Source organism: Microbacterium hibisci (assembly GCF_015278255.1).
Classification (GTDB): Bacteria; Actinomycetota; Actinomycetes; order Actinomycetales; family Microbacteriaceae; genus Microbacterium; species Microbacterium hibisci.
Genome location: NZ_JADIJC010000009.1, coordinates 170281 through 190607, shown reverse-complemented (window position 1 = coordinate 190607; position 20327 = coordinate 170281). Strand labels below are relative to the sequence as shown.

The window sequence follows — 20327 nt, the reverse complement described above, 5'->3', positions numbered from 1 at the left end:
GAGAGAGGCGAGCTGGATGGAGATACAATTGCTGTGTTATATGTATTTTGTCAACGACAACGCCTCCACCGAGGCTCACAATAACTTAAACCTACGTCCCCTCCCGGACGCTCAACGGCCGGGACGCCCGCGGCCTGCGCTGGGTTCGGGGCGTTTCGTCTCGCTCGTTCCTCGCTCGCTCAACGGCCGGGGCGCCCGCGGCCTGCGCTGGGTTCGGGGCGTTTCGTCTCGCTCGTTCCTCGCTCGCTCAACGGCCGGGGCGCCCGCGGCCTGCGCTGGGTTCGGGGCGTTTCGTCTCGCTCGCTCAACGGCCGGTACGCCCGCGGCCTGCACCGGCTTCCGGCGTCGCCGGCTCAGGGCATCGGCGTCTCGGGCGGCTGCGGGTACGACGGCTCTTCAGGGTTGGGAGCGAGGGGCTCCTCGGGCCACGGCGCGTTCGGCTCCGTCGGACCTCCGGGCGTCGGCATGCCGGGGGCAGGTGAACCCGGGTCGGGCGAGCCGGGGCCCGGCGGCACGTCTCCCGGCGGGATCTGGCCGGGGAGCGGTTCGGGGATCGTCGGATCGGTCATCAGTCCTCCTGTGCGCGCGGTGCGGGTGCGATCGCGCTGCTGCTTCAGCCTTCAACCCGTGCGGCCGTCGGGCGAGGGTATTGACGTCGCCGCACGGCCGGGGTAGCCCGTGGGCGGACGCTGCTCGGAGCGTCCGTAGGCTGGAGGCGTGGCATCCGTTCTCAACATCTCGGCGTATCTCTTCACGCACATCGCCGACCCCGCAGACCTGCGCCCGGTGCTGCACGCGCGGGCGACGGCGGCGGGCCTCAAGGGCACGATCCTCCTCGCCGAAGAGGGCATCAACCTCTTCCTCGCGGGCGACGCCGACGCGGTGCGCGGCTTCGTCGCCGAGCTGCGGGGCGATCCGCGCTTCGCAGCGCTGACCGCCAAGGAAAGCTGGTCGGAGGCGCAGCCCTTCGGCCGGATGCTGGTCAAGGTCAAGCGCGAGATCATCCGCATGGACCACCCCACGATCCGGCCCCACGCCGGACGCGCGCCCGCCGTCGCCCCCGCGACGCTGCGACGCTGGCTGGACAGCGGGAGTGACGACGAGGGCCGCGAGGTCGTGCTGCTCGACACCCGGAACGCGTTCGAGGTCGACTACGGATCCTTCGACGGCGCCGTCGACTGGCGCATCGAGCGTTTCACGCAGTTCCCGGATGCCGCGACCGCCGCCGCCGCGGACCTCGCCGGCAAGACCGTCGTCAGCTACTGCACCGGAGGCATCCGCTGCGAGAAGGCCGCGATCTACCTGCGAGAGGTCGGGGTGGACGCCTATCAGCTGGACGGCGGCATCCTCGGATACTTCGAACACGTCGGCGGCGACCACTGGAGCGGCGAGTGCTTCGTGTTCGACGAGCGCGAGGCGCTGACGCCCGCGCTGCTCCCGCGACCGGCGGCGGACGCGTGACCGCGGACCGTGGTCGGGCGGAGGTCCCCGTCGGGGGCGCGGGCGCCGAGCACGGCACCGGGCGGGTCGTGCTCGCCCTCGCCCTCGCGCTCGACATCGTGCTCGTCGTCGCGTTCGCCGCGATCGGCCGCGCGAGCCACGACTCCGACGTGTGGACCGGCCTGTGGCAGACCGCCTGGCCGTTCCTCGTGGCACTGGGCGTCGGCTGGCTCGTCACCTTCGCGTGGCGTGCGCCGACGGCACCCCTGCGGTCGGGCCTGGGCATCTGGGCGGTGACGGTGACCGGCGGGATGCTGCTGCGCGCCCTCTCCGGTCAGGGCACGGCCGTGGCCTTCGTCGTGGTCGCCGCCGCGACGCTCCTCGTCGCCCTCGTCGGGTGGCGGCTGATCGCGGCGGGCGTGCACCGCGCGCGTCGCCGCTGAGTCCGAGCCGCCGCCGGCGGACAACGGTCCTCAGGCGGTCTTACGGAGTCCTGTCTCGATCACGATCCGGTTGCCGTCGATCACGCCGGGGCCGTCGCCGGGCAGCGGCGCGGGCGCCGGGGTGATCTGCTCGGCCTCCCACACCGCGCGCGCCGTCTCGGCGGTCGGGTAGAAGAACTCCTCGACGCCGAGCAGGCCGCCGGTCGACGGCGCAGGTGTCTCCCCGCGGCGTCGACGTCGGCGGTTGTCGAAGGCGTACCAGAGGAAGTACACCGGCATCGCGAACAGCATGGTGAGGAAGCCCCACATCATGACCTCGCCGAACGCCATGCCGTCAGCGTACGCTCGGCCGGCGAACGCGGCCTCCTCCGTGGGGCGGAGATCGAGGGGCGGTTCCGGATGCCGCGGCCCGCGGCATCCGGAACCGATCCTCAGCGATGCGCGAAGGCCTCGAACGTGGTGTCGGCGGGGAGGGGATCCAACCACGCCTCGAACCCCGCGGGCGTGCCGTCGCCGGGGACCTCGTCGGCATAGGTCGACGTGGCAGCTACGATCGTGCCGTCGGCTGCGCGGGCGATCACCGAGACGACGACGAACTCCTGATCGTCGGCGAAATCACCGGTCACCGTCCCCGTGACCGTCGTGGCGCCGCCGGGACTGGTCACACCGGCGACGTCGGCGACGGTGAACGACCCGGTCTCTTCGCCCGGTGAGAGCGTCGCCGTCTCGGGCTCCGGGACGATCACGTCGATGCTCGCGATCTCGGCGTCGACCACGTCGTAGAAGTAGCCGACGACGGCGGTGCGGCCCGACAGGAGTGTCGCGAACGCGTCGGCCGACTGCAGGAGCGTCCCGTCGGCGGCGAACGCCTGAACGGTGAGGAAGGACTCGAAGGCGTAGTCCGCGTTCGGGTTGTCGATGATGACGGCGTACCACGACGTCGCATCGGCCTCAACGCCGAACGCGGTCTCGACCACGGTGAGCGGCAGCGGCGGCTCGAACACCTCGCCGGCATCCGGCTCGCCGTCGGTGCCGGGCGCAGCGAGGCCCGGGACCGAATAGTCGTACTCGTCTTCCCACTCCGAATCGCTGTACGACGAGCCGAGCGAGCCGAAGACCAGCGAGATCACCGCCACGAACGCCATGATGCCGCCCAGGATCGACAGCAGCAGGGCCGCGACAGCCGCGCCCTTCGCTCCCTGATTGCGGTTGCCCAGCGCGACGAGCGACAGGATGAACGCCACGAAGAGAAGGACGAGCGCCAGTCCCACGCCGCCGATCGCCCCGGCGATGGCCGAACCGACCGTGACGACGATGCCGACACCGGACATCACCAGAGCCGAAACCGCGAGCCTCGTCGGTCGTCGGTCCACGCCCCGCGGAGCGTAAGGGGCGGGCGGGCCAGCCGCGCCGGGGTACGGCGGCGGCGCGAACCCGCCGCCGTGTGCATACGGCGGGACGGCCGCCGGGACGGCGTGGCCCGGCGCGGCGGGGTTCTGGTCGCCGGTCGCTGCGGCGGAGGGCCCTGCGGGGGTGGCCACGGTGGCAGGGCCGGTGAGTGAGGCGGGCGCCGCGTACGACGGCGTCGCGTACTGGTGTGCCGGCGGAGCATCGACCGGCTGCGGCTGCGGCTGCGGCTGCGGCTGCTGTGCGGAGTCCGTCGTCGACGGAACGGCGTAGGCGGGCATCGAGTACTGCGGCGCGTCGAGCGCGGGTGCGGTGTACGCCCGCGCGACCGGGGCCGCGGGCTGGGCGGAGGAAGACGAACCGACCGGTGACCATTCAGCCGGCGCGGCGGACTCGGTCGGTGCTGCGGGATCGGCTGGTGCTGCCGGCGACGCGGCGAATCCTGCCGGTGCTGCGGGGACCGTGGGCGGTGGAGGATCGGCTGCAGGGTCGGTCGAGGCGTCCGGCGGCGAGGGATCGGACATGCGGCTCCTGGTGGTCGGGGTCTGCTTCAACCTAGCGAACGCCGCCGCCCCCCCCGGTTCACGGCGGACGCCCCGCGTGGACCGGAGTCCACGCGGGGCGTCGCGTCGAGAGGGCCGTCGTCAGTCGAGACCGTTCTCTGCCAGCCAGTCGGCCGCGATGTCTTCCGAGGAGCGCTCGTCGACCGTCGACTGCACGTTGAGCGCCACGAGGCCCTCGGGCGTCAGCGCTGCGCTCACGGCGTTGATCACGTCGGCGATCTCGTCGGCGATGTCGGCGTTCACCAGCGGCACCACGTTGGAGGCGAGGAAGAGCCCCTCGGGGTCTTCGAGCGTCACCAGGTCATCGGTCTCGATGCGCGGGTCGGCGCTGTAGACGTTCGCCACCTGGATGTTGCCTGCCACCAGCTCGTCGACGGTCGTGTCGGCGGTCGCCTGGAAGGACACCGTCACGCCGTACACCTCCTGGAGGCCGGTCGGGCCGTAGGGCCGCTCCTCGAGCTCAGGTGCTCCGCCGAGCACGAGGCCTTCGATGCCGGCGAGGTCGGCGATCGACGTCAACCCGTTCTCCTCCGCGAATGCGGCGGTGACGTTGTACGAGTCCTGGTCGGTCGCGGACGACTGGTCGAGCACGGTCAGCCCCTCGGGCAGCGCGTCCTGCAGCGCCGCGTAGACATCGTCGGAGGACGTCGCGGTGGTCTCCTGGTCGAAGAACTGGAGCAGGTTGCCGGTGTACTCGGGGAACAGGTCGATCGTGCCGTCCTCGAGTTCGGGCATGTAGGAGTCGCGCTGGCCGATGTTGAACTGGCGCTCGACCGTGAACCCCTCTGCCTCGAGCGCCTGCGCGTAGATCTCGGCGATGATCTCGTTCGAGTAGTAGGCCTGCGAGCCGATGACGATCGTCGACGAGTCGCCGGTGTCGCCGTCGCCGGTGTCGCCGTCTCCGCTGAGCGGATCGCTCGAGGCGCAGCCCGCGAGGGCGAGTGCCGCGACGGCCGTGCCGGCCAGGGCGACGGCGAGGCGGGTGCGTGCTGTGGACATTGTCGTACCTCCGGTGTGGTGGTGAGGGATCAGTGGGTGAGCTGGGGAAGCCGGATCGGGTCGGCGGCCACCTGCACGGCTCGGGTGCGGCGAGGCTCAGTGCGCGGCACGGCGAAGCGGGCGAGAAGGGCGAAGAGGCCGTCGAGCACCAGGGCGAGCGCGACGACGACGATCGCGGCCCCGAGCACCTCGGGGAAGTCGCGCGTGTTGAGTCCGCGGATCATGTAGAACCCGAGCCCGCCCAGCCCGACGTACGCGGCGATGGTCACGGTCGCGACCACCTGCAGCGTCGCGGACCGCAGCCCGCCGATGAGGAGCGCAAGTCCGAGCGGCATCTCGATCCGGAACAGGATCTGCCATTCGGTCATTCCCATCGCGCGCCCGGCGTCGATCACCGAGCGGTCGATCGCCTCGATGCCGGCGTACGCGCCGGCGAGGATCGACGGGATCGCGAGCACGACGAAGACCGTGACGGCTGCCTCGGTCTTGAGGTTCACGCCCATGAGCATGACCAAGAGCACGACGAGGCCGAGCGCGGGAAGCGCCCGGGCCGCGCCGGAGAGGAAGACCGCGAGCTCCCGCCCCCGCCCCGTGTGGCCGATCAGATAGCCGATCGGCACGGCGATCACGCCGGCGATCGCCACCGAGCCGAAGGTGAAGGCGAGGTGCTGCGCGATCGCGGTGCTGAGCGGCAGCGATCCCTGGCCGGCGGAGAAGATCCAGGCGAACGCCTCGGCGAGGAGGTTCATGCGGTCACCGCCCGCAGGCGCTGGGTCCGGCGCGGCGCCGCCCGCCGGGTCCACGGCAGGAGGACTCGCCCGGCGAGGACGAGCAGCGCATCGACGATGACGGCGATGACGACGACCGCGACGACGCCGGCGAAGACCTCGGCGATGATGCGTCGCTGCGACCCGTTGGTGAAGAGGTAGCCGAGGTTCTCCACGCCGATCAGGGCACCTACCGTCGCGAGCGAGATCGTCGACATGGCGGTCACGCGAAGTCCGGCGAGGATCACGGGGCCCGCGAGCGGGAAGTCCACGGTCCAGAATCGCCGCCACGCTCCGAACCCGACCGCCACGGCGGCGCCCCTCGTCACGGGGTCGACCGAGGCGAGGCCGTCGGCGACCGAGCGGGTCATGATCGCGACGCCGTAGATCGTGAGGGCGATGATCAGGTTGAGCTCTGAGAGCGTGGGAACCCCGAAGATGACGGTGATGATCGGGAACAGCGCGAACGACGGCAGCGTGTACAGCAGACCGACGACCGTGAGCACGGTGCCCCGCAGCGGCGTGTAGCGGAAGGCGATCCAGCCGATCGGCACCGACAGCACGAAGGCGGCGAGGATCGCGATGGCGCTCTGGCGCAGGTGATCGACCGTGAGGGCGCCGATCAGATCGAGGTTGTCGGCGACCCAGTTCACGGCTCGTCCTCCACGAGCACGCCCTGCGTGCGGCCGGCCGCGTCGACGAGCACCGTGCCGCCCGCCGTGTGCTTCGCCCGCAGTGCGCGCGCGCCGCGCTCCACGCCGATGAAGTCGGCGACGAATTCGCTCGCCGGGTTCTCGATGATCTCGCTGGGAGTGCCGATCTGAGCGACGCGAGCGCCCTTCTCGAGGATGACGACCTGATCACCCAGCAGGAACGCCTCGTCGATGTCGTGGGTCACGAACACGATCGTCTTGTCGAGCTCGCGCTGCAGGCGGATGGTCTCGGTCTGCAGCTCGCGGCGCACGATGGGATCGACCGCGCCGAACGGCTCGTCCATGAGCAGGATGTTCGGGTCGACCGCGAGCGCCCGCGCGACTCCGACGCGCTGCTGCTGGCCTCCCGACAGCTGGCTCGGGTATCTCTTGGCCAGGCCGCGCTCGAGGCCGACGACGTCCATCAGCTCGAGCGCGCGCTCGCGCGCCTGCCCGCGCGGGGTGCCGTTCAGCACCGGAACCGTCGCGATGTTGTCGACGACCGAGAAATGGGGGAGCAGTCCCGCGTTCTGCAGCACGTAGCCGATGCCACGGCGGAGCTTCACGGGATCGCGATCGGCGATGGGCTCGTCGTCGATCGTGATGACGCCCGAGGAGGGTTCCACGAGGCGGTTGATCATGCGCAGCAGCGTCGTCTTTCCGCTGCCCGATGAGCCCACCAGCACGGTCGTCCGGCGGGCGGGGATGAGCAGGCTGAAGTCGTCGACGGCGACCGTGCCGTCGCCGAAGCGCTTGGAAACCGCGCGGAATTCGATCGCCATGCTGTCCTTTCGGCGGAGACCCCAGAAAACCACAGGTCACGGACATCCGGCCGGTATCGGCCGAAATCTTGACCTGGACCGTTACCTGTGCTCATTCGGAGTGGGGCGCGCATCGGATGGTCGCTCGCCGCGTGTCGCCGTCCGGGACTACGTTGGGGCGCATGACTGCGCGGGAGTACGACCTCATCGTGATCGGGGCCGGCCCTGTCGGCGAGAACGTCGCCGACAGGGCGACGCAGGGCGGCCTCTCGGTCGTCGTCGTCGAGAGCGAGCTGGTCGGAGGCGAGTGCTCGTACTGGGCGTGCATCCCCTCGAAGGCGCTGCTGCGCCCCGGTGCCGCGCTCCGCGCGGCGCGCCGGGTCAAGGGCGCGGCCGAGGCGGTGACCGGCGACGTCGACGTCGCCGCGACGCTGGTGCGGCGCGACGAGCTCGCCCACCACTGGGACGACACGTCGCAGGTGGAGTGGCTCGCCGGTGCCGGCATCGACCTCGTCCGCGGCCACGGACGGATCACCGGCGAGCGCGAGGTCACCGTCGCCGACGCCGACGGCATCGAGAAGCGGCTGTCGGCGCGCCACGCCGTGGTGGTGTCCACCGGTTCGGCGGCGCTGCTGCCCGACATCCCCGGCCTCCGCGAGGCCCAGCCGTGGACGAGCCGCGACGCCACAGGCGTGCGCGACGTGCCGGCATCCCTCGCCATCCTCGGAGGTGGGGTGGTCGGCGCCGAGATGGCGACGCTGTTCACGTCGTTCGGCACCGCCGTGACCGTCATCGCGCGGTCGGGCCTGCTGCGCGGCGTCGAGCCGTTCGCGGGCGAGGCGGTCTCGAAGGCGCTGACGGATGCCGGAGCCGACGTCCGCACCGGCGTCGAGGTCGAGCGGGTCGAGCGCGGCGAGGACGGCGGGGTGGTGCTGTCGCTGTCGGATGGGGCGGAGGTGCGCGCGGAGCAGGTGCTCGTGGCCACCGGCCGCGTGCCCCGCACCGCCGACATCGGACTGGAGACCGTGGGCCTCGAGCCCGGCTCGTGGCTCGACGTCGACGACACGCTGCGAGTGCGCGGCGTCGACTGGCTCTACGGCGTGGGCGACGTCAACCATCGCGCGCTGCTCACCCACCAGGGGAAGTACCAGGGGCGTGCCGCCGGAGACGTGATCGCCGTGCGCGCCCGCGCCGCCGATGTCGATGACCGGCCGTGGGGAGCCCACGTCGCCACCGCCGACCACTCAGCCGTCCCGCAGGTCGTCTTCACCGACCCCGAGGTGGCCGCGGTGGGGCACACCGAGGAGTCGGCCCGCGCGGCCGGGCTCGGCATCCGTGTGCTGGACTACGACCTGTCGTGGATCGCGGGCGCCAGCGAGCTGGCCGACGACTACCGCGGCCGCGCACGGGCCATCGTCGACGAGGAGCGCCGCGTGCTCGTCGGTGCCACCTTCGTCGGCCAGGACGTCGGCGAGCTGCTCCACGCGGCGACGATCGCGGTCGTGGGAGAGGTTCCGATCGACCGGCTGTGGCATGCGGTGCCCTCCTATCCCACGATCAGCGAGGTGTGGCTGCGCTGGTTCGAGGAGTACGGCCGCTGACGGCGGCCGGACCGCACTGAGGCGGTGCCCGACGCGCTCGCTATTCCTGCGGCGGCGGAGGATACGGACGCTCGCGCAGCAGCGTCGCCAGATGCGCGGCGTTGCGTGCGAGCGTGGCCGTGGCCGTCGCCACCTCCTCGGGGGTCTCGGGCAGGTCTTTGTAGTCGGTCGTGTGCATCGCCTCGCCGTTCCAGTACACGCCGCCCTGTGAGGGGATCGTGAAGCCGACGTCGCCGAGCGCCTGGTAGAGGGCGGCGGTGATCGCGTGGGCGCCGTCCTCGTTGCCGACGACGACCGCCACCGCGACCTTGCCGGCGAGGATGGCGCGCCCTTCGTCGTCGGTCTCGGACAGCTCGGCGTCGAGGCGCTCGAGCACACGCTGCGCCACACTCGACATGTTGCCCATCCACGTCGGCGTCGCGAAGACGAGGATGTCGGCGGCCAGCACCTTCTCGCGGATGCGGGGCCACTCATCGCCGTCGCCCATGTCGGTCTCCACTCCCGGTCGGACGTCGAAGTCGACGACGCGGAGCTGCTCGCCCGTCACATCGTGCTCGGCCAGGGCGTCGAGAACCTGCTGGGCCATGAGCTGCCCGCTGGATTCTCCGGGGGAGGGCTTGAGGGTGCAGTTGAGGGCGAGTGCGCGGAGCATGAGCGTTCCTTTCGCGTCCACTCGGCACGCTACGCACGCCCGGCCGGTGCAGCGAGGGGTTGACAGGACACTCCCGGCGCGCTCGCCGCCTGAGCGAGGTAGCCTGAGCCCGCGCCACGGCAGGAGGAGGCCGCAGATGAGACCGCAGCCCGACCCGGTCGGTCCGGGGCAGGAGTCGGTGTGGGACTACCCGCGACCGCCGCGGATCGAGAGGGTCGCACGACGGGCTCAGATCGAACTCGGCGGCGAGATCATCGTCGACACCGGGGACGTCGTGCGGGTGCTCGAGACGAGCCACCCGCCGGTGTACTACCTGCCGATCGCCGACTTCGCGCCCGGAGCGCTCACGCCCGGCGAGGGCGCGTCCCACTGCGAATTCAAGGGCGGGGCGACGTACTTCGACGTGCGCGGCAGCGACGAACTCCGGCCGCGGGCCGCGTGGACCTACCCCGATCCTGCGCCGGGATTCGAGCTGCTCGCCGGCCGCGTGGCGGTGTACGCGCGATTGATGGACCGCTGCAGGATCGACGGCGTGGAGGTCGAGCCGCAGCCGGGCCGCTTCTACGGCGGGTGGATCACTCCGGACATCGTGGGGCCGTTCAAGGGCGCACCGGGCTCGCTCGGCTGGTGACAGCCCGATCCGGGCGCGGCAACGGCCCGGGGGCGCGGCATCCGCTCGTCTGCTTCGCGGCGATGCACAGCGAAGACTCAGCCGCTTCCCTTGCTCACCGATATATCGGTATGTATCGTCGGGCTATCGGCACACACTCGTTCAGGAGGTCGTCATGAGCGGTTCGTTCCCGGGATTCGGATCCCGCCCCGGAGGTCAGGGCTCGGGTCTGCCGAGCAGTCTGTGGGATGCCATGGACCAGCTGCGGGATGCGTTCGAGAAGGGGTTCTCGCCGCGCGTCGCCAAGGGGGATGTGCGAGCCGCCGTGCTCGCGATCCTCGCGGAGAAGCCGATGCACGGCTACCAGATCATCCAGGAGATCGAGGCGCGCAGCGACGGCGCCTGGAAGCCGAGCCCGGGCTCGGTCTATCCGACGCTTCAGCTCCTCGCTGACGAGGGCCTCGTCGCGGCGGAGGAGTCCGGCGGCAAGAAGACGTACTCGCTCACCGAGGCGGGCCGGGCCGAGGCGGCCGCCGCCCAGGGGCAGTCCGCGCCGTGGGAGTCCGCAGGGTCGCGCGACTCGGGGCGCACCACCGCACTGCCCAAGGCCGGTGCGAAGCTCGCGCAGGCGGCGGCGCAGGTCGGCCGCAGCGGCACGCCGGAGCAGGTGACGCAGGCCGTCGAGGTGCTCGACGAGGCTCGGCGTAAGCTCTACTCGATCCTGGCTCAGGACTGACGGGCCGGCGCGCCGGCGGAAGCGTCGGCCTGGGTCCGCGGTTTCGGCGGGGCGTACGATCCCGGGCGGCCGGGATCGTACGCATCCTGATCCGCTGACCAGCACCGCCGAGGAGCTTCGATGGCCGACGTCGCGAATCCGCGCGCCCGCTATCGCCGGATCCTGCGATTCGCCGGGCGGTACATGGTCCAGGCCTGGTGGTTCGAGCTGTTCCTGCCCCGGTTCGGACTCGGGGCGCTCGCCGCTCGGGGCCGCGCGAGGCGGCTCCAGACCATCGCCCGCCGCTTCCACGTGCTCGCCGTGCAGTACGGCGGGCTCATGATCAAGGTCGGTCAGTTCCTGTCCTCCCGCCTGGACGTGCTTCCCCCCGAGATCACCAAGGAGCTCGAGGGCCTGCAGGACGAGGTGCCGCCGGTGGCGTTCCCTGCCATCCGCGAGCTGGCAGAGGCGGAGCTCGGCATCCCGCTGGAGCGCGCGTTCGAGTGGGTGGACGAGACCCCGGTGGCTGCGGCATCCCTCGGTCAGGCGCACCGTGCGCGGCTCACCGCCGCCGATGCGGCCGAGACCGGATTCGCCGACGTCGTCGTCAAGGTGCAGCGTCCCGGCATCGAGGTGATCGTCGACGTCGACCTCATGGCGCTGCGCCGCGTCGCGGTGTGGCTGAGCCGCGTGCGCGTGGTGCGAGACCACGTCGACCTGCCGGCGCTGGTCGAGGAGTTCGCGCACACCAGCCGCGAGGAGATCGACTACCTGCACGAGGCGCAGAACGCGGAGCGTTTCGCCGAAGATTTCGCCTCGGATGCGCGCGTCGCGGTGCCCGAGATCGCGTGGGAGCGGTCCACGCGCCGGGTGCTCACCCTCGCCGACGTCACCGCGATCAAGATCAACGACGTCGACGCGCTGCGGGCCGCGGGCATCGATCCGGCCGAGGTGGCGAAGGAGTTCGCGAACGTCATGTTCGACCAGCTCTTCGTCAACGGCTACTTCCACGCCGACCCGCACCCGGGCAACATCTTCGTCACGCCGCTGGCCCCTCGCGAGGGTGCGCCGGGCGGCGGGACCGCGGGCGCGGGACGCTCGTGGACCTTCACCTTCATCGACTTCGGCATGATGGGCGAGGTGCCCGACGGCCTGCGGCACAGCCTGCAGCGGCTCATGATCGCGGTGGCCTCGCGCAACAGCCGGCAGATGATCGAGAGCATCCGCGCCGTCGGCGTGCTGCTGCCCTCCGCCGACACCGTGGAACTCGAGCGGGCGATGACCGCGCTGTTCGCACGATTCGGCGGCATGGGTTTCGCCGAACTTCAGGAGGTCGATCCGCGGGAGTTCCGCGACTTCGCCACGGACTTCGGCGATGTCATGCGCTCGCTGCCGTTCCAGCTGCCCGAGAACTTCCTGCTGATCATCCGCGCGGTGTCGCTGACCAGCGGCATGTGCAGCTCGCTCGACCCCGCCTTCAACGTGTGGGACGCCGTCGAACCGTACGCAGACCGCCTGCTGCGCGACGAGCGCGGCAACATGGTGCAGGCGGTCGCCCGCGAGGCGGCGTCGACCGCCGGCGTGATGGCGCGACTGCCGCGGCGCCTCGACGAGATGGTCACCCGCATCGAGGACGGCCGGCTGGTCGCCGACGTGCCGAAGCTCGACCGCTGGCTGCGGCGCCTGGAGCGCATGGGGCGCCGCGTCATGTCGGCGGTGCTGTTCACCGGCCTCGTGATCAGCGGGGCGGTGCTGCGCGCGGAAGACCTCACGATCGGGACGGTGCTGATCGTCGCGTCGCTGATCCCCCTGCTGCATGCGCTGTTCGCCGGCTTCGCCGGTCGCCGCGGCCCGCACGAGTGACCCGCCCCGCGGCCGCCGCGTAACGGCTGACCGCGCTTCGCGCAACCCCGTCACGGCTTCGCGCGGCCATGCTTAGCGTGGCGGCATGGGCAGCGAAAAGCGAGATCAGTACACGTTCATCAACCCCGCGGAGCTGTACGCGGACTTCGATCCGAAGAAGCAGCACCAGCCCGAGCCGGGCCTCGACGCCGACCTGCAGCCGAAGGCCGACCTCGGCGAGGAGACCTACCGGGGCACCGGTCGGCTGACCGGCCGCAAGGCCCTCATCACCGGCGCCGACTCGGGCATCGGCGCCGCCACCGCCATCGCGTTCGCCCGTGAGGGCGCCGACGTGGCGATGTCGTACCTCCCCGAAGAGGAGGAGGACGCGCAGCGCATCGCCGGCATCCTGCAGGACGCCGGCGTCACCGCGCTGACGCTGCCCGGCGACCTGCGCGATCCGGAGTACTGCCGCGACCTCGTCGCGCGCACGGTCGAAGGGCTCGGCGGTCTCGACATCGTCGTCAACAACGGGGGCAAGCAGATCTTCAACGAAGACCTGGCGACGCTCGACGACCAGCAGTTCGACGACACCTTCAAGACCAACGTCTACGCCATGTTCTGGATCACCAAGGCGGCGCTGGCGCACCTGAAGCCGGGAGCGACGATCATCAACACGACGTCGATCCAGGCGTACCAGCCGTCCGAGATCCTCGTCGACTACGCCTCCACCAAGGCCACGATCAACGCCTTCACCAAGGCGCTCGCGCAGCAGCTGGCACCCCAGGGCATCCGCGTGAACGCCGTGGCGCCCGGTCCGATCTGGACGCCGCTGCAGGTCACCGACGGACAGCCGCAGGAGAAGATCGAGTCGTTCGGCGAGCAGACGCCGATCGGCCGCGCCGGGCAGCCGGCCGAGCTCGCACCGGCGTACGTGTTCCTCGCCTCGGCGGAGTCGAGCTACGTCGCCGGCGAGACCCTCGCGGTGACGGGCGGCTCGCCCACGCCCTGACGATGACGGATGCCGCAGCCTTGGGGTGCGGCATCCGTCACCGTCCTTTCCGGTCGGGGCGACGGATGATCCGGCGCGACGGCCTCTCTAGACTTCGAGCACGCGCGTGCGCGCGCTCACCCACGAACGGAGGAACGGCGATGCAGCTCGGAATGGTGGGACTCGGCCGGATGGGCGGCAACATCGTGCGCCGGCTGATGCGGGACGGCCACGAGTGCGTCGTCTACGACGTGAGCGTGGACGCCGTCGCGGGCCTCGCGGCGGAGGGGGCGGTGGGCTCGGAGAGCCTCGCCGACCTCCTGGCGAAGCTCGAGGCGCCGCGCGCGGTCTGGCTCATGATCCCCGCCGGACTCACCGGCAAGGTCGTCGACGAGGTGGCCGCCCTGCTCGAACCCGGCGACATCATCATCGACGGCGGCAACTCGAACTACCGCGACGACGTCCGCCGCGCGGCGGCGCTCGACGGGAGCGGCATCCACTACGTCGACGTCGGCACGAGCGGCGGGGTGTTCGGCCTCGAACGCGGGTACTGCCTGATGGTCGGCGGACACGAGGAGGCCTTCCGCCGCATCGAGCCGGTGCTGCGCACCATCGCGCCCGGAAGCGGCGAGGCCGGCCGCACGCCGGGGCGCGAGGGCGACTTCGCCCCGGAGGAGCTCGGGTACCTGCACTGCGGGCCGTCCGGCGCCGGGCACTTCGTGAAGATGGTGCACAACGGCATCGAGTACGGCGTGATGGCCGCGCTCGCCGAAGGGCTGAACATCCTCGAGCACGCCGACGCCGGGGTGCTGGAGGCCGAGCACTCGGCCGAAGTCGCGCCGCTCGAGGAACCGGAGTACTACCAGTTCACGATCGACACCCCCAAGGTCGCCGAGCTGTGGCGGCGAGGGTCGGTGATCTCTTCGTGGCTGCTCGATCTCACGGCGGCCGCGCTCCACGGCAACCCCACCCTCGACGGCCTCGCGGGTCGCGTCTCGGATTCGGGGGAGGGGCGGTGGACCGTGAAGGCCGCGGTCGACACCGGCGTGCCGGTGCCGGTGCTGGCGGCGTCGCTCTTCGAGCGGTTCGCCTCGCGTGACGAGGACCAGTTCGCCAACCAGGTGCTCTCGGCGATGCGCCTGCAGTTCGGCGGGCACCAGGAGCTCCCCGCCGGCGACGTGCTCGAGGCGGGCGGCCGCAAGGCGGAGTCGTCGCCCGACGGCCAGTCACGCACCGCGGAGGAAGCCTCGTGACAGCGGCTCGTCGTGACACGCTCACGCCTCGTGACAGCCTCACGCCTCGCGACAGGGGACCGCTGTTGACAGGCGATCCCGCGAGCAAGGTCGATCTCAAACGGACCATCGCTGCGTACACCGCGCCGCGGGGCTCGTTCGAGATCGTCGACGTGCCGCCGCTGCGCTACCTCATGGTCGACGGCCACGGGGATCCGAACACCTCCAAGGCCTACGGCGACGCGGTGGCCGCCGTCTTCGGCGTCGCCTACACGCTCAAGTTCCTGAGCAGAAGAGAGCTCGGGCGGGACTACGTCGTGATGCCCCTCGAGGGTCTGTGGTGGTCGGACGACATGGCGACGTTCACCACTGACCGCGACAAGTCCCGGTGGAGCTGGACCATGATGAGCCTGGTCCCGGAGTGGCTCGACGACGCGCACGTGGCGCGGGCGAGGGACACGGCCGCGTCGAAGGGCGGGTCACCGGCCATCGATCGCCTGCGAGTGAGCGAGCTGGTCGAGGGGCTGTCGGTGCAGACGCTCCACGTCGGCTCGTACGACGACGAGGCGCCGGTGCTCGACGAGCTGCATCACCGCTTCGTCCCCCAGCACGGCCTGCGGCTACGCGGTCTTCACCACGAGATCTATCTCGCCGACCCCCGGCGCACCGCGCCCGAGAAGCTGCGGACCATCCTGCGGCAGCCGGTCGAACACCTTTCGGCCGGACCGGCGCCGGCCGCTCCGGCGACCGACTGAGCCGAGCCCCACCCGGCGACGGGCTGAGCCGCGCGTCGTCAGGCGCGCTCGACGTCGAGGACGACGACGGCCCACGAGATCGGCGGCAGCGGGATGCGGCATCCGTCATCCTCCAGCTGCACCTCCACCGGAACCAGGCCGACGCGATCGGGCTCGGCCTGCGTGTTCGCGGTGCGTCGATCGCCGTCGTCGGGGACGCGGATCATCTCGGCCGAGCGCACCCCGGTGACGGACAGCCCTCGCAGATCGACGACCGCCTCGTGGGATTCGTCGAGCGACCGGTTCGCGACGAAGACCGCCACCCGGCCGGTCTCCTCGTCCCAGGTCGCCGCGGCGTCGACAGCGGGCACGTCGCCGAATTTCGCGGTGGGCACCCGGGGCGCGTCGACGGCCAGCCGGAGGATCCGGCCCCGCGCGTGCTCGGCGATCCGGGCGAACGGCCAGAAGATCGTCTGCCGCCACGCCGGACCGCCTTCCTCGGAGCGGATCGGCGCGATCACGTTGACGAGCTGCGCCTGATTGGCGATGCGCACGCGGTCGCCGTGGCGGAGCAGGCTGTGCAGGAACGTGCCGACGACCACCGCGTCCGTCACGTTGTAGGTGTCTTCGATGAGACGCGGGTGCTCCCGCCACTGCCGCGAGACCAGGTGCGGCTGGTCGTCGGTCTCGAGGCCGTGCTGGTACCAGACGTTCCATTCGTCGAACGAGATGTCGACCCGCTTGCGGTGCTTGCCCGCCGCGCGCACCGCGTCGATCGTCGAGACGACGCCCTCGATGAACTCGTCCATGTCGACGGCCTCGGCCAGGAACGACGCCGCGTCGCCGTCGTGCTCCTGGTAGTACGCGTGCATCGACACGTAGTCGACCTCGTCGTAGGCGTGCGTGAGCACCGTGTGCTCCCACGAGCCGAACGTGGGCATCTGGCGGTTGGACGAGCCGACCGCGACGAGTTCGATGGTGGGATCCACGAACCGCATCGCCTTCGCGGTCTCCTGCGCCAGCCGGCCGTACTCGTGCGCGGTCTTGTGCCCGATCTGCCAGGGTCCGTCGAGCTCGTTGCCGAGGCACCACAGCCGGATGTCGAAGGGCTCGGCCGCGCCGTTGCGCCGTCGCAGATCGGACCAGTACGTGCCACCGGGATGGTTGGCGTACTCCACGAGCGCCCGCGCCTCCTCGACGCCGCGGGTGCCGAGGTTGACCGCCTCCATGACCTCGACATCCGCCTCGCGCGCCCACTCGACGAACTCGTGCAGGCCGAACGCGTTGGTCTCGATCGTGTGCCACGCGCCGTCGAGGCGCCGCGGCCGGTCCTCCACCGGCCCGACGCCGTCCTCCCAGAGGTAGCCCGACACGAAGTTGCCTCCGGGATAGCGCACCACGGTCGGGCCCAGCTCCTTCACGAGCGCCAGCACGTCGCGCCGGAACCCGCGCTCGTCGGCCTCAGGATGGCCGGGCTCGTAGATGCCGGTGTAGACGCACCGGCCCATGTGCTCGACGAACGACCCGAACAGGCGGCGCGGCACGTCGCCGATCGTGAAGTCGCGGTCGATGACGATGCTCGTGCGGGCCATGATTCTCCTGTGCGGGGCGCGGGTCACTGGCCGCCGAAGCCGGTGGTCGCGACACCCTTGACGATCTGCTTCTGGAAGATGAGGAAGATGATGATGAGCGGAAGCGACGCGAGCACCGCCTGCGCCATCACCTGGGCGTACTGCACCCCGTAGGCGCTGATCACCGTCTGCAGGCCGACCGGCAGGGTCATCAGCAGCGTGTCGTTGATGATGAGGAACGGCCACAGGAAGTTGTTCCACGCCGTGATGAAGACGAAGATGCCGACGGCGCCGAGGATCGGCCGCGACAGCGGCACCACCACCGACCAGAAGATGCGCAGGCGGCCCGCCCCGTCCACCCGCGCGGCGTCCTCGAGCTCGATGGGCACCGCGTCGAAGAACTTCTTGAGGATGAACACCATCGCCGGCGCGACCACCTGCGGGAGGATGAGGCCCCACGGGGTGTCGACCAGGTTGAACGTGAGCATCTCGTAGAAGAGCGGGATGATCAGCACCTGCGGCGGCACGACGATCGACGCGATGACGGCGCCGTACAGGAACGACTTGCCCGGGAACTCCAGGCGCGAGAACGCGTAGGCGGCCAGGGCCGAGATCGCCAGCGTGATGACCGTGATCACCGCCGACGTCCACAGGCTGTTCCACGCCCAGATGTAGACATTGCCCTGCGACAGGATCGAGGCGAACGCCTCGGTGGAGATGCCGCTCTCGCCGATCCACGACGGCGTGCTGGATGCGGCATCCGTATCCGTCTTGAACGCGGTCGCGACCGCCCACAGGAAGGGCAGCAGCCAGCCGATCGCGAGGAGGAGCAGCGCGATGAACGCGAGCACGTTCAACGCGCTGAAGCGCCGTTCGCCGGGCATGCGGCTGCGGCCAGGCCGCGCGGCGGCCGGGGTGACGAGCGTCGACGTCTCGGTCATGCTGCTCATCGCTGCACCCTCCCTCGGCCGCGCGCTATGACGCCTTGGATCACCCCGAGGATCACGATGACCGCGAAGAAGACGTACGAGATCGCCGCCGAGTAGCCGAAGCGGTAGCCGACGAAGCCGGTCTCGTAGATGTACTGCACGATGGACCGGGTCGTCTCGCTCGAGAGCCCGCCCATCATCTGGTACGCCTGGTCGAACAGCTTGAGCGAGGCGAGCACCTGCAGGATCACCACGACGACGGTGACCGGACCGAGCTGCGGCAGCGTGATCGACCACATCTGCCGCCACGAGCCCGCACCGTCGATCGAGGCCGCCTCGTACTGCTGCTGCGGGATGTTCTGCAGCGCCGCCAGGTACAGCAGGAAGTTGAAGCCGATGGTCCACCACACGGTCGCGATGACGATCGCGTACATGTTGGTGGCGGGGTTCTGCAGCCATGCGATCGGCTCCAGCCCGAACCACTGCAGGATGGCGTTGGCGGCACCGATCTGCGGGTTGAAGATCCAGACCCAGATCTGCGAGATCACGGTGGAGGCGAGCAGGTACGGCATGAAGAACGACAGCCGCCACAGCCACTGGCCGGGGAGCCCCCTGTCGACCAGCAGCGCCATGATGAGGGCGATCAGCACCAGCGGGATGGTCGAGAGGATCGTGAACCACGCCGTGTTGCCGAGCGATCGCCACATCACCGGGTCGGTGAGCGCCTCGGCGTAGTTGGCGAAGCCGACGAACGCGCCGCCCGCGCCGGTGAGCGACTGGTTGGTGAAGCTGAGGTAGATGCCGTGGAGGATCGGCCACACCAGGAACAGCAGGAAGGCGACGAGGAACGGCGCCAGGAAGCCGAAGGCGATGGCGGTGTTGCGCCGCCCGGCGCGACGGGTGCGGCCGGTCGCGGCATCAGGTCGTGCGATCGCGGCGGTGCCGCGGGCCTGTACAGCGGTGCTCATGCGCCCCACGTCCCTTCGGGGTCTGCCGGGTTGGGTATGGACAACTGCTGGTTCATCCGAGCGCGGAACCTCGCGATCGCCTCGGCGGGATCGGCGCCGCTCAGCAGCACGTTCTGCACGGCGCCGCCGAAATCGACCTGGAACTGCGAGCCCGACCCCGTGAACCACGCGGCGGGGTCGTAGCGCACGTCCTGTGCCGCGTCAGCGTAGTGCGCCTGCGGCATGAGCTCGGCGTACTCCGGCGACTCGGTGACGGGCAGGTACGCGGGGATGTGTCCGGCTTCTGCCCAGCCGAGCGACCCCTTGAGCAGGTCGGCGACGAACTGGTAGGTGAGGTCGCGGGCCTCGGGGTCGGGCGCGCTCTGGTGCGGGAGCGTGAACGAGTGGGAGTCGGCGTACACGGCGGGCGTGCCGTAGAGCGTCGGAATGGTCATGGCGTCGAACGGCAGTCCTTCGCCCTGCATCGTGCGCAGCTCCCACACGCCGGTGAGGAACATGCCGCTGCGGCCGGTGGCGAACTCCGCCACGGCCGTCGCGTAGTCCGCTTCGCGCGCCGCGATCTCGTCGTCGAGGAGCTGCTGCATGAACGTGAGGGATTCGACCGCGGCGTCCTCGTCCATGTCGGCCTCACCGCCCTCGGGGAGCTCGATCTCCAGACCGTGCTGCGTGTACAGCGTGTAGAACAGCCGCCACATCTGGGCGCCGTCGCCCAGATAGCCGTACGAGAGCCCGTGGCCCTCGGACTCGGCCGTGACCGCGCGGCAGAGCTCGAGAAACTCCTCGGGCGACTCCGGTCGCATCAGCTGACCGTCGGAGTCGAGCGCGCCGGCAGCCCCGCAGATGTCGGTGTTGTACATGAGGATGAAGGGATGGGCGTCGAGCGCGACGCTGTAGAGATCGTCGCGCTGGAACCCCTTCTCCCAGATCGCCGCCGGGAAGGTCGACTCCTCGACGCCGAGTTCGGCGAGGCGGTCGAGATCCCACGGGTCGAGCAGGCCGCCGGGGGCGTAGCCGGCGACGCGGGTGGCGTGCATGATGGCGAGATCCGGGGCGCGTCCGCCGGTCGCGGCCATCGCCAGCTTCGTGTAGTACGGGGTGCCCCACGACAGCACGGTCGGTCGCACGTAGTACGCATTCTGGGCGGCGTTCGCGGTGTCGATGAGCCCCGACATCGTCACGCCGTCGCCGCCGCTGAGCAGATGCCAGAACTGCAGCGTCCGCACATCCGCCGCGCGGGCGCCGGGGGTGCACGCGGCGAGCAGCGCGGTGCCGGCCAGCGCCGTCGCGCCGGAGAGGAAATGCCTTCGACTGAACTCGGCGGATCCGGTCATGTCACTCCTTCGTGAACGCCCCTCCTGCGAGCATGGCCCCCATTGCGCCCGGAAGCGCAAGCCCTTGACCCGCCTCTGC

Annotated in this window: 21 protein-coding genes; 9 read left to right on the top strand and 12 right to left on the bottom strand. The window is 70.7% G+C overall.

Going from position 1 to position 20327, the window contains the following annotated elements; genetic code table 11:
• Positions 1-353 precede the first annotated feature (353 nt).
• Complete coding sequence (locus IM770_RS15910; RefSeq protein WP_203582131.1) at positions 354-569, bottom strand: hypothetical protein; 216 nt, start codon at positions 567-569, stop codon at positions 354-356.
• Between the two features lie 148 nt (positions 570-717).
• Here IM770_RS15910 and IM770_RS15905 point away from each other — a divergent pair, with 148 nt between their 5' ends.
• Complete coding sequence (locus tag IM770_RS15905; protein ID WP_203582130.1) at positions 718-1461, top strand: sulfurtransferase; 744 nt, start codon at positions 718-720, stop codon at positions 1459-1461.
• Positions 1458-1883 carry a DUF3054 domain-containing protein gene (locus tag IM770_RS15900; RefSeq protein ID WP_372430696.1) on the top strand — a complete coding sequence of 142 codons (426 nt, stop codon included), beginning with the start codon at positions 1458-1460 and terminating at the stop codon, positions 1881-1883. The genes IM770_RS15905 and IM770_RS15900 overlap by 4 nt, the downstream gene beginning before the upstream one ends.
• Positions 1884-1913: 30 nt before the next feature.
• Here the strand turns inward: IM770_RS15900 and IM770_RS15895 are convergent, their stop codons facing one another.
• From IM770_RS15895 to IM770_RS15870, 6 genes are all read right to left on the bottom strand, one after another.
• On the bottom strand, positions 1914-2213 hold the full coding sequence (locus IM770_RS15895; protein ID WP_203582129.1) for a hypothetical protein: 300 nt from the start codon (positions 2211-2213) through the stop codon (positions 1914-1916).
• 101 nt (positions 2214-2314) lie between these two features.
• Positions 2315-3571, bottom strand: a complete 1257-nt coding sequence (locus IM770_RS15890; RefSeq protein WP_203582128.1) for a hypothetical protein — start codon at positions 3569-3571, stop codon at positions 2315-2317.
• 363 nt (positions 3572-3934) lie between these two features.
• Positions 3935-4852, bottom strand: a complete 918-nt coding sequence (locus tag IM770_RS15885; RefSeq protein WP_203582127.1) for an ABC transporter substrate-binding protein — start codon at positions 4850-4852, stop codon at positions 3935-3937.
• 29 nt (positions 4853-4881) lie between these two features.
• Positions 4882-5601, bottom strand: coding sequence for an ABC transporter permease (locus tag IM770_RS15880; protein WP_203582126.1), 720 nt, complete (start codon positions 5599-5601; stop codon positions 4882-4884).
• On the bottom strand, positions 5598-6272 hold the full coding sequence (locus tag IM770_RS15875; RefSeq protein WP_203582125.1) for an ABC transporter permease: 675 nt from the start codon (positions 6270-6272) through the stop codon (positions 5598-5600). The genes IM770_RS15880 and IM770_RS15875 overlap by 4 nt, the downstream gene beginning before the upstream one ends.
• A complete protein-coding gene (locus tag IM770_RS15870; protein WP_203582124.1) occupies positions 6269-7093 on the bottom strand; it encodes an ABC transporter ATP-binding protein in 825 nt (274 codons plus the stop codon). The genes IM770_RS15875 and IM770_RS15870 overlap by 4 nt, the downstream gene beginning before the upstream one ends.
• Positions 7094-7254: 161 nt before the next feature.
• On the opposite strand from IM770_RS15870, the gene IM770_RS15865 reads away from it, so the two are divergent.
• Positions 7255-8673, top strand: coding sequence for a dihydrolipoyl dehydrogenase family protein (locus tag IM770_RS15865; protein ID WP_203582123.1), 1419 nt, complete (start codon positions 7255-7257; stop codon positions 8671-8673).
• 40 nt (positions 8674-8713) lie between these two features.
• Here the strand turns inward: IM770_RS15865 and IM770_RS15860 are convergent, their stop codons facing one another.
• Positions 8714-9325 (bottom strand): flavodoxin family protein, encoded by a 612-nt coding sequence (locus IM770_RS15860; protein WP_203582122.1) that lies wholly within the window; start codon positions 9323-9325, stop codon positions 8714-8716.
• A gap of 136 nt (positions 9326-9461) precedes the next feature.
• On the opposite strand from IM770_RS15860, the gene IM770_RS15855 reads away from it, so the two are divergent.
• From IM770_RS15855 to IM770_RS15830, 6 genes are all read left to right on the top strand, one after another.
• Positions 9462-9956 carry a DUF427 domain-containing protein gene (locus IM770_RS15855; RefSeq protein WP_203582121.1) on the top strand — a complete coding sequence of 165 codons (495 nt, stop codon included), beginning with the start codon at positions 9462-9464 and terminating at the stop codon, positions 9954-9956.
• 154 nt (positions 9957-10110) lie between these two features.
• Positions 10111-10671: a PadR family transcriptional regulator gene (locus IM770_RS15850; protein ID WP_203582120.1), complete on the top strand. Its 561-nt coding sequence runs from the start codon at positions 10111-10113 to the stop codon at positions 10669-10671.
• 120 nt (positions 10672-10791) lie between these two features.
• On the top strand, positions 10792-12513 hold the full coding sequence (locus IM770_RS15845) for an ABC1 kinase family protein (RefSeq protein WP_203582119.1): 1722 nt from the start codon (positions 10792-10794) through the stop codon (positions 12511-12513).
• Positions 12514-12598: 85 nt separating this feature from the next.
• Complete coding sequence (locus IM770_RS15840; protein WP_239066315.1) at positions 12599-13504, top strand: SDR family oxidoreductase; 906 nt, start codon at positions 12599-12601, stop codon at positions 13502-13504.
• A gap of 140 nt (positions 13505-13644) precedes the next feature.
• Positions 13645-14736: a phosphogluconate dehydrogenase (NAD(+)-dependent, decarboxylating) gene (gene gnd / locus IM770_RS15835; protein WP_203582118.1), complete on the top strand. Its 1092-nt coding sequence runs from the start codon at positions 13645-13647 to the stop codon at positions 14734-14736.
• Positions 14737-14801: 65 nt separating this feature from the next.
• Entirely contained in the window at positions 14802-15470 is a 669-nt protein-coding gene (locus IM770_RS15830; protein WP_239066314.1) for a GyrI-like domain-containing protein, read from the top strand.
• 38 nt (positions 15471-15508) lie between these two features.
• Here IM770_RS15830 and arfA read toward each other — a convergent pair whose 3' ends face one another.
• The 4 genes from arfA to IM770_RS15810 are packed head-to-tail and all read right to left on the bottom strand — an operon-like array spanning position 15509 to position 20248.
• The gene (gene arfA, locus IM770_RS15825) at positions 15509-17041 is read right to left on the bottom strand and encodes an arabinosylfuranosidase ArfA (protein WP_203582117.1); all 1533 of its coding nucleotides are present in this window, start codon (positions 17039-17041) and stop codon (positions 15509-15511) included.
• A 23-nt stretch (positions 17042-17064) separates the two neighbouring features.
• A complete protein-coding gene (locus IM770_RS15820) occupies positions 17065-17970 on the bottom strand; it encodes a carbohydrate ABC transporter permease (protein ID WP_372430695.1) in 906 nt (301 codons plus the stop codon).
• Positions 17967-18917, bottom strand: a complete 951-nt coding sequence (locus IM770_RS15815; protein WP_203582116.1) for a carbohydrate ABC transporter permease — start codon at positions 18915-18917, stop codon at positions 17967-17969. Before IM770_RS15815 ends, IM770_RS15820 begins: the two co-directional genes overlap by 4 nt.
• Positions 18914-20248 carry an extracellular solute-binding protein gene (locus IM770_RS15810; protein ID WP_203582115.1) on the bottom strand — a complete coding sequence of 445 codons (1335 nt, stop codon included), beginning with the start codon at positions 20246-20248 and terminating at the stop codon, positions 18914-18916. Before IM770_RS15810 ends, IM770_RS15815 begins: the two co-directional genes overlap by 4 nt.
• Between the last annotated feature and the right edge of the window lie 79 nt (positions 20249-20327).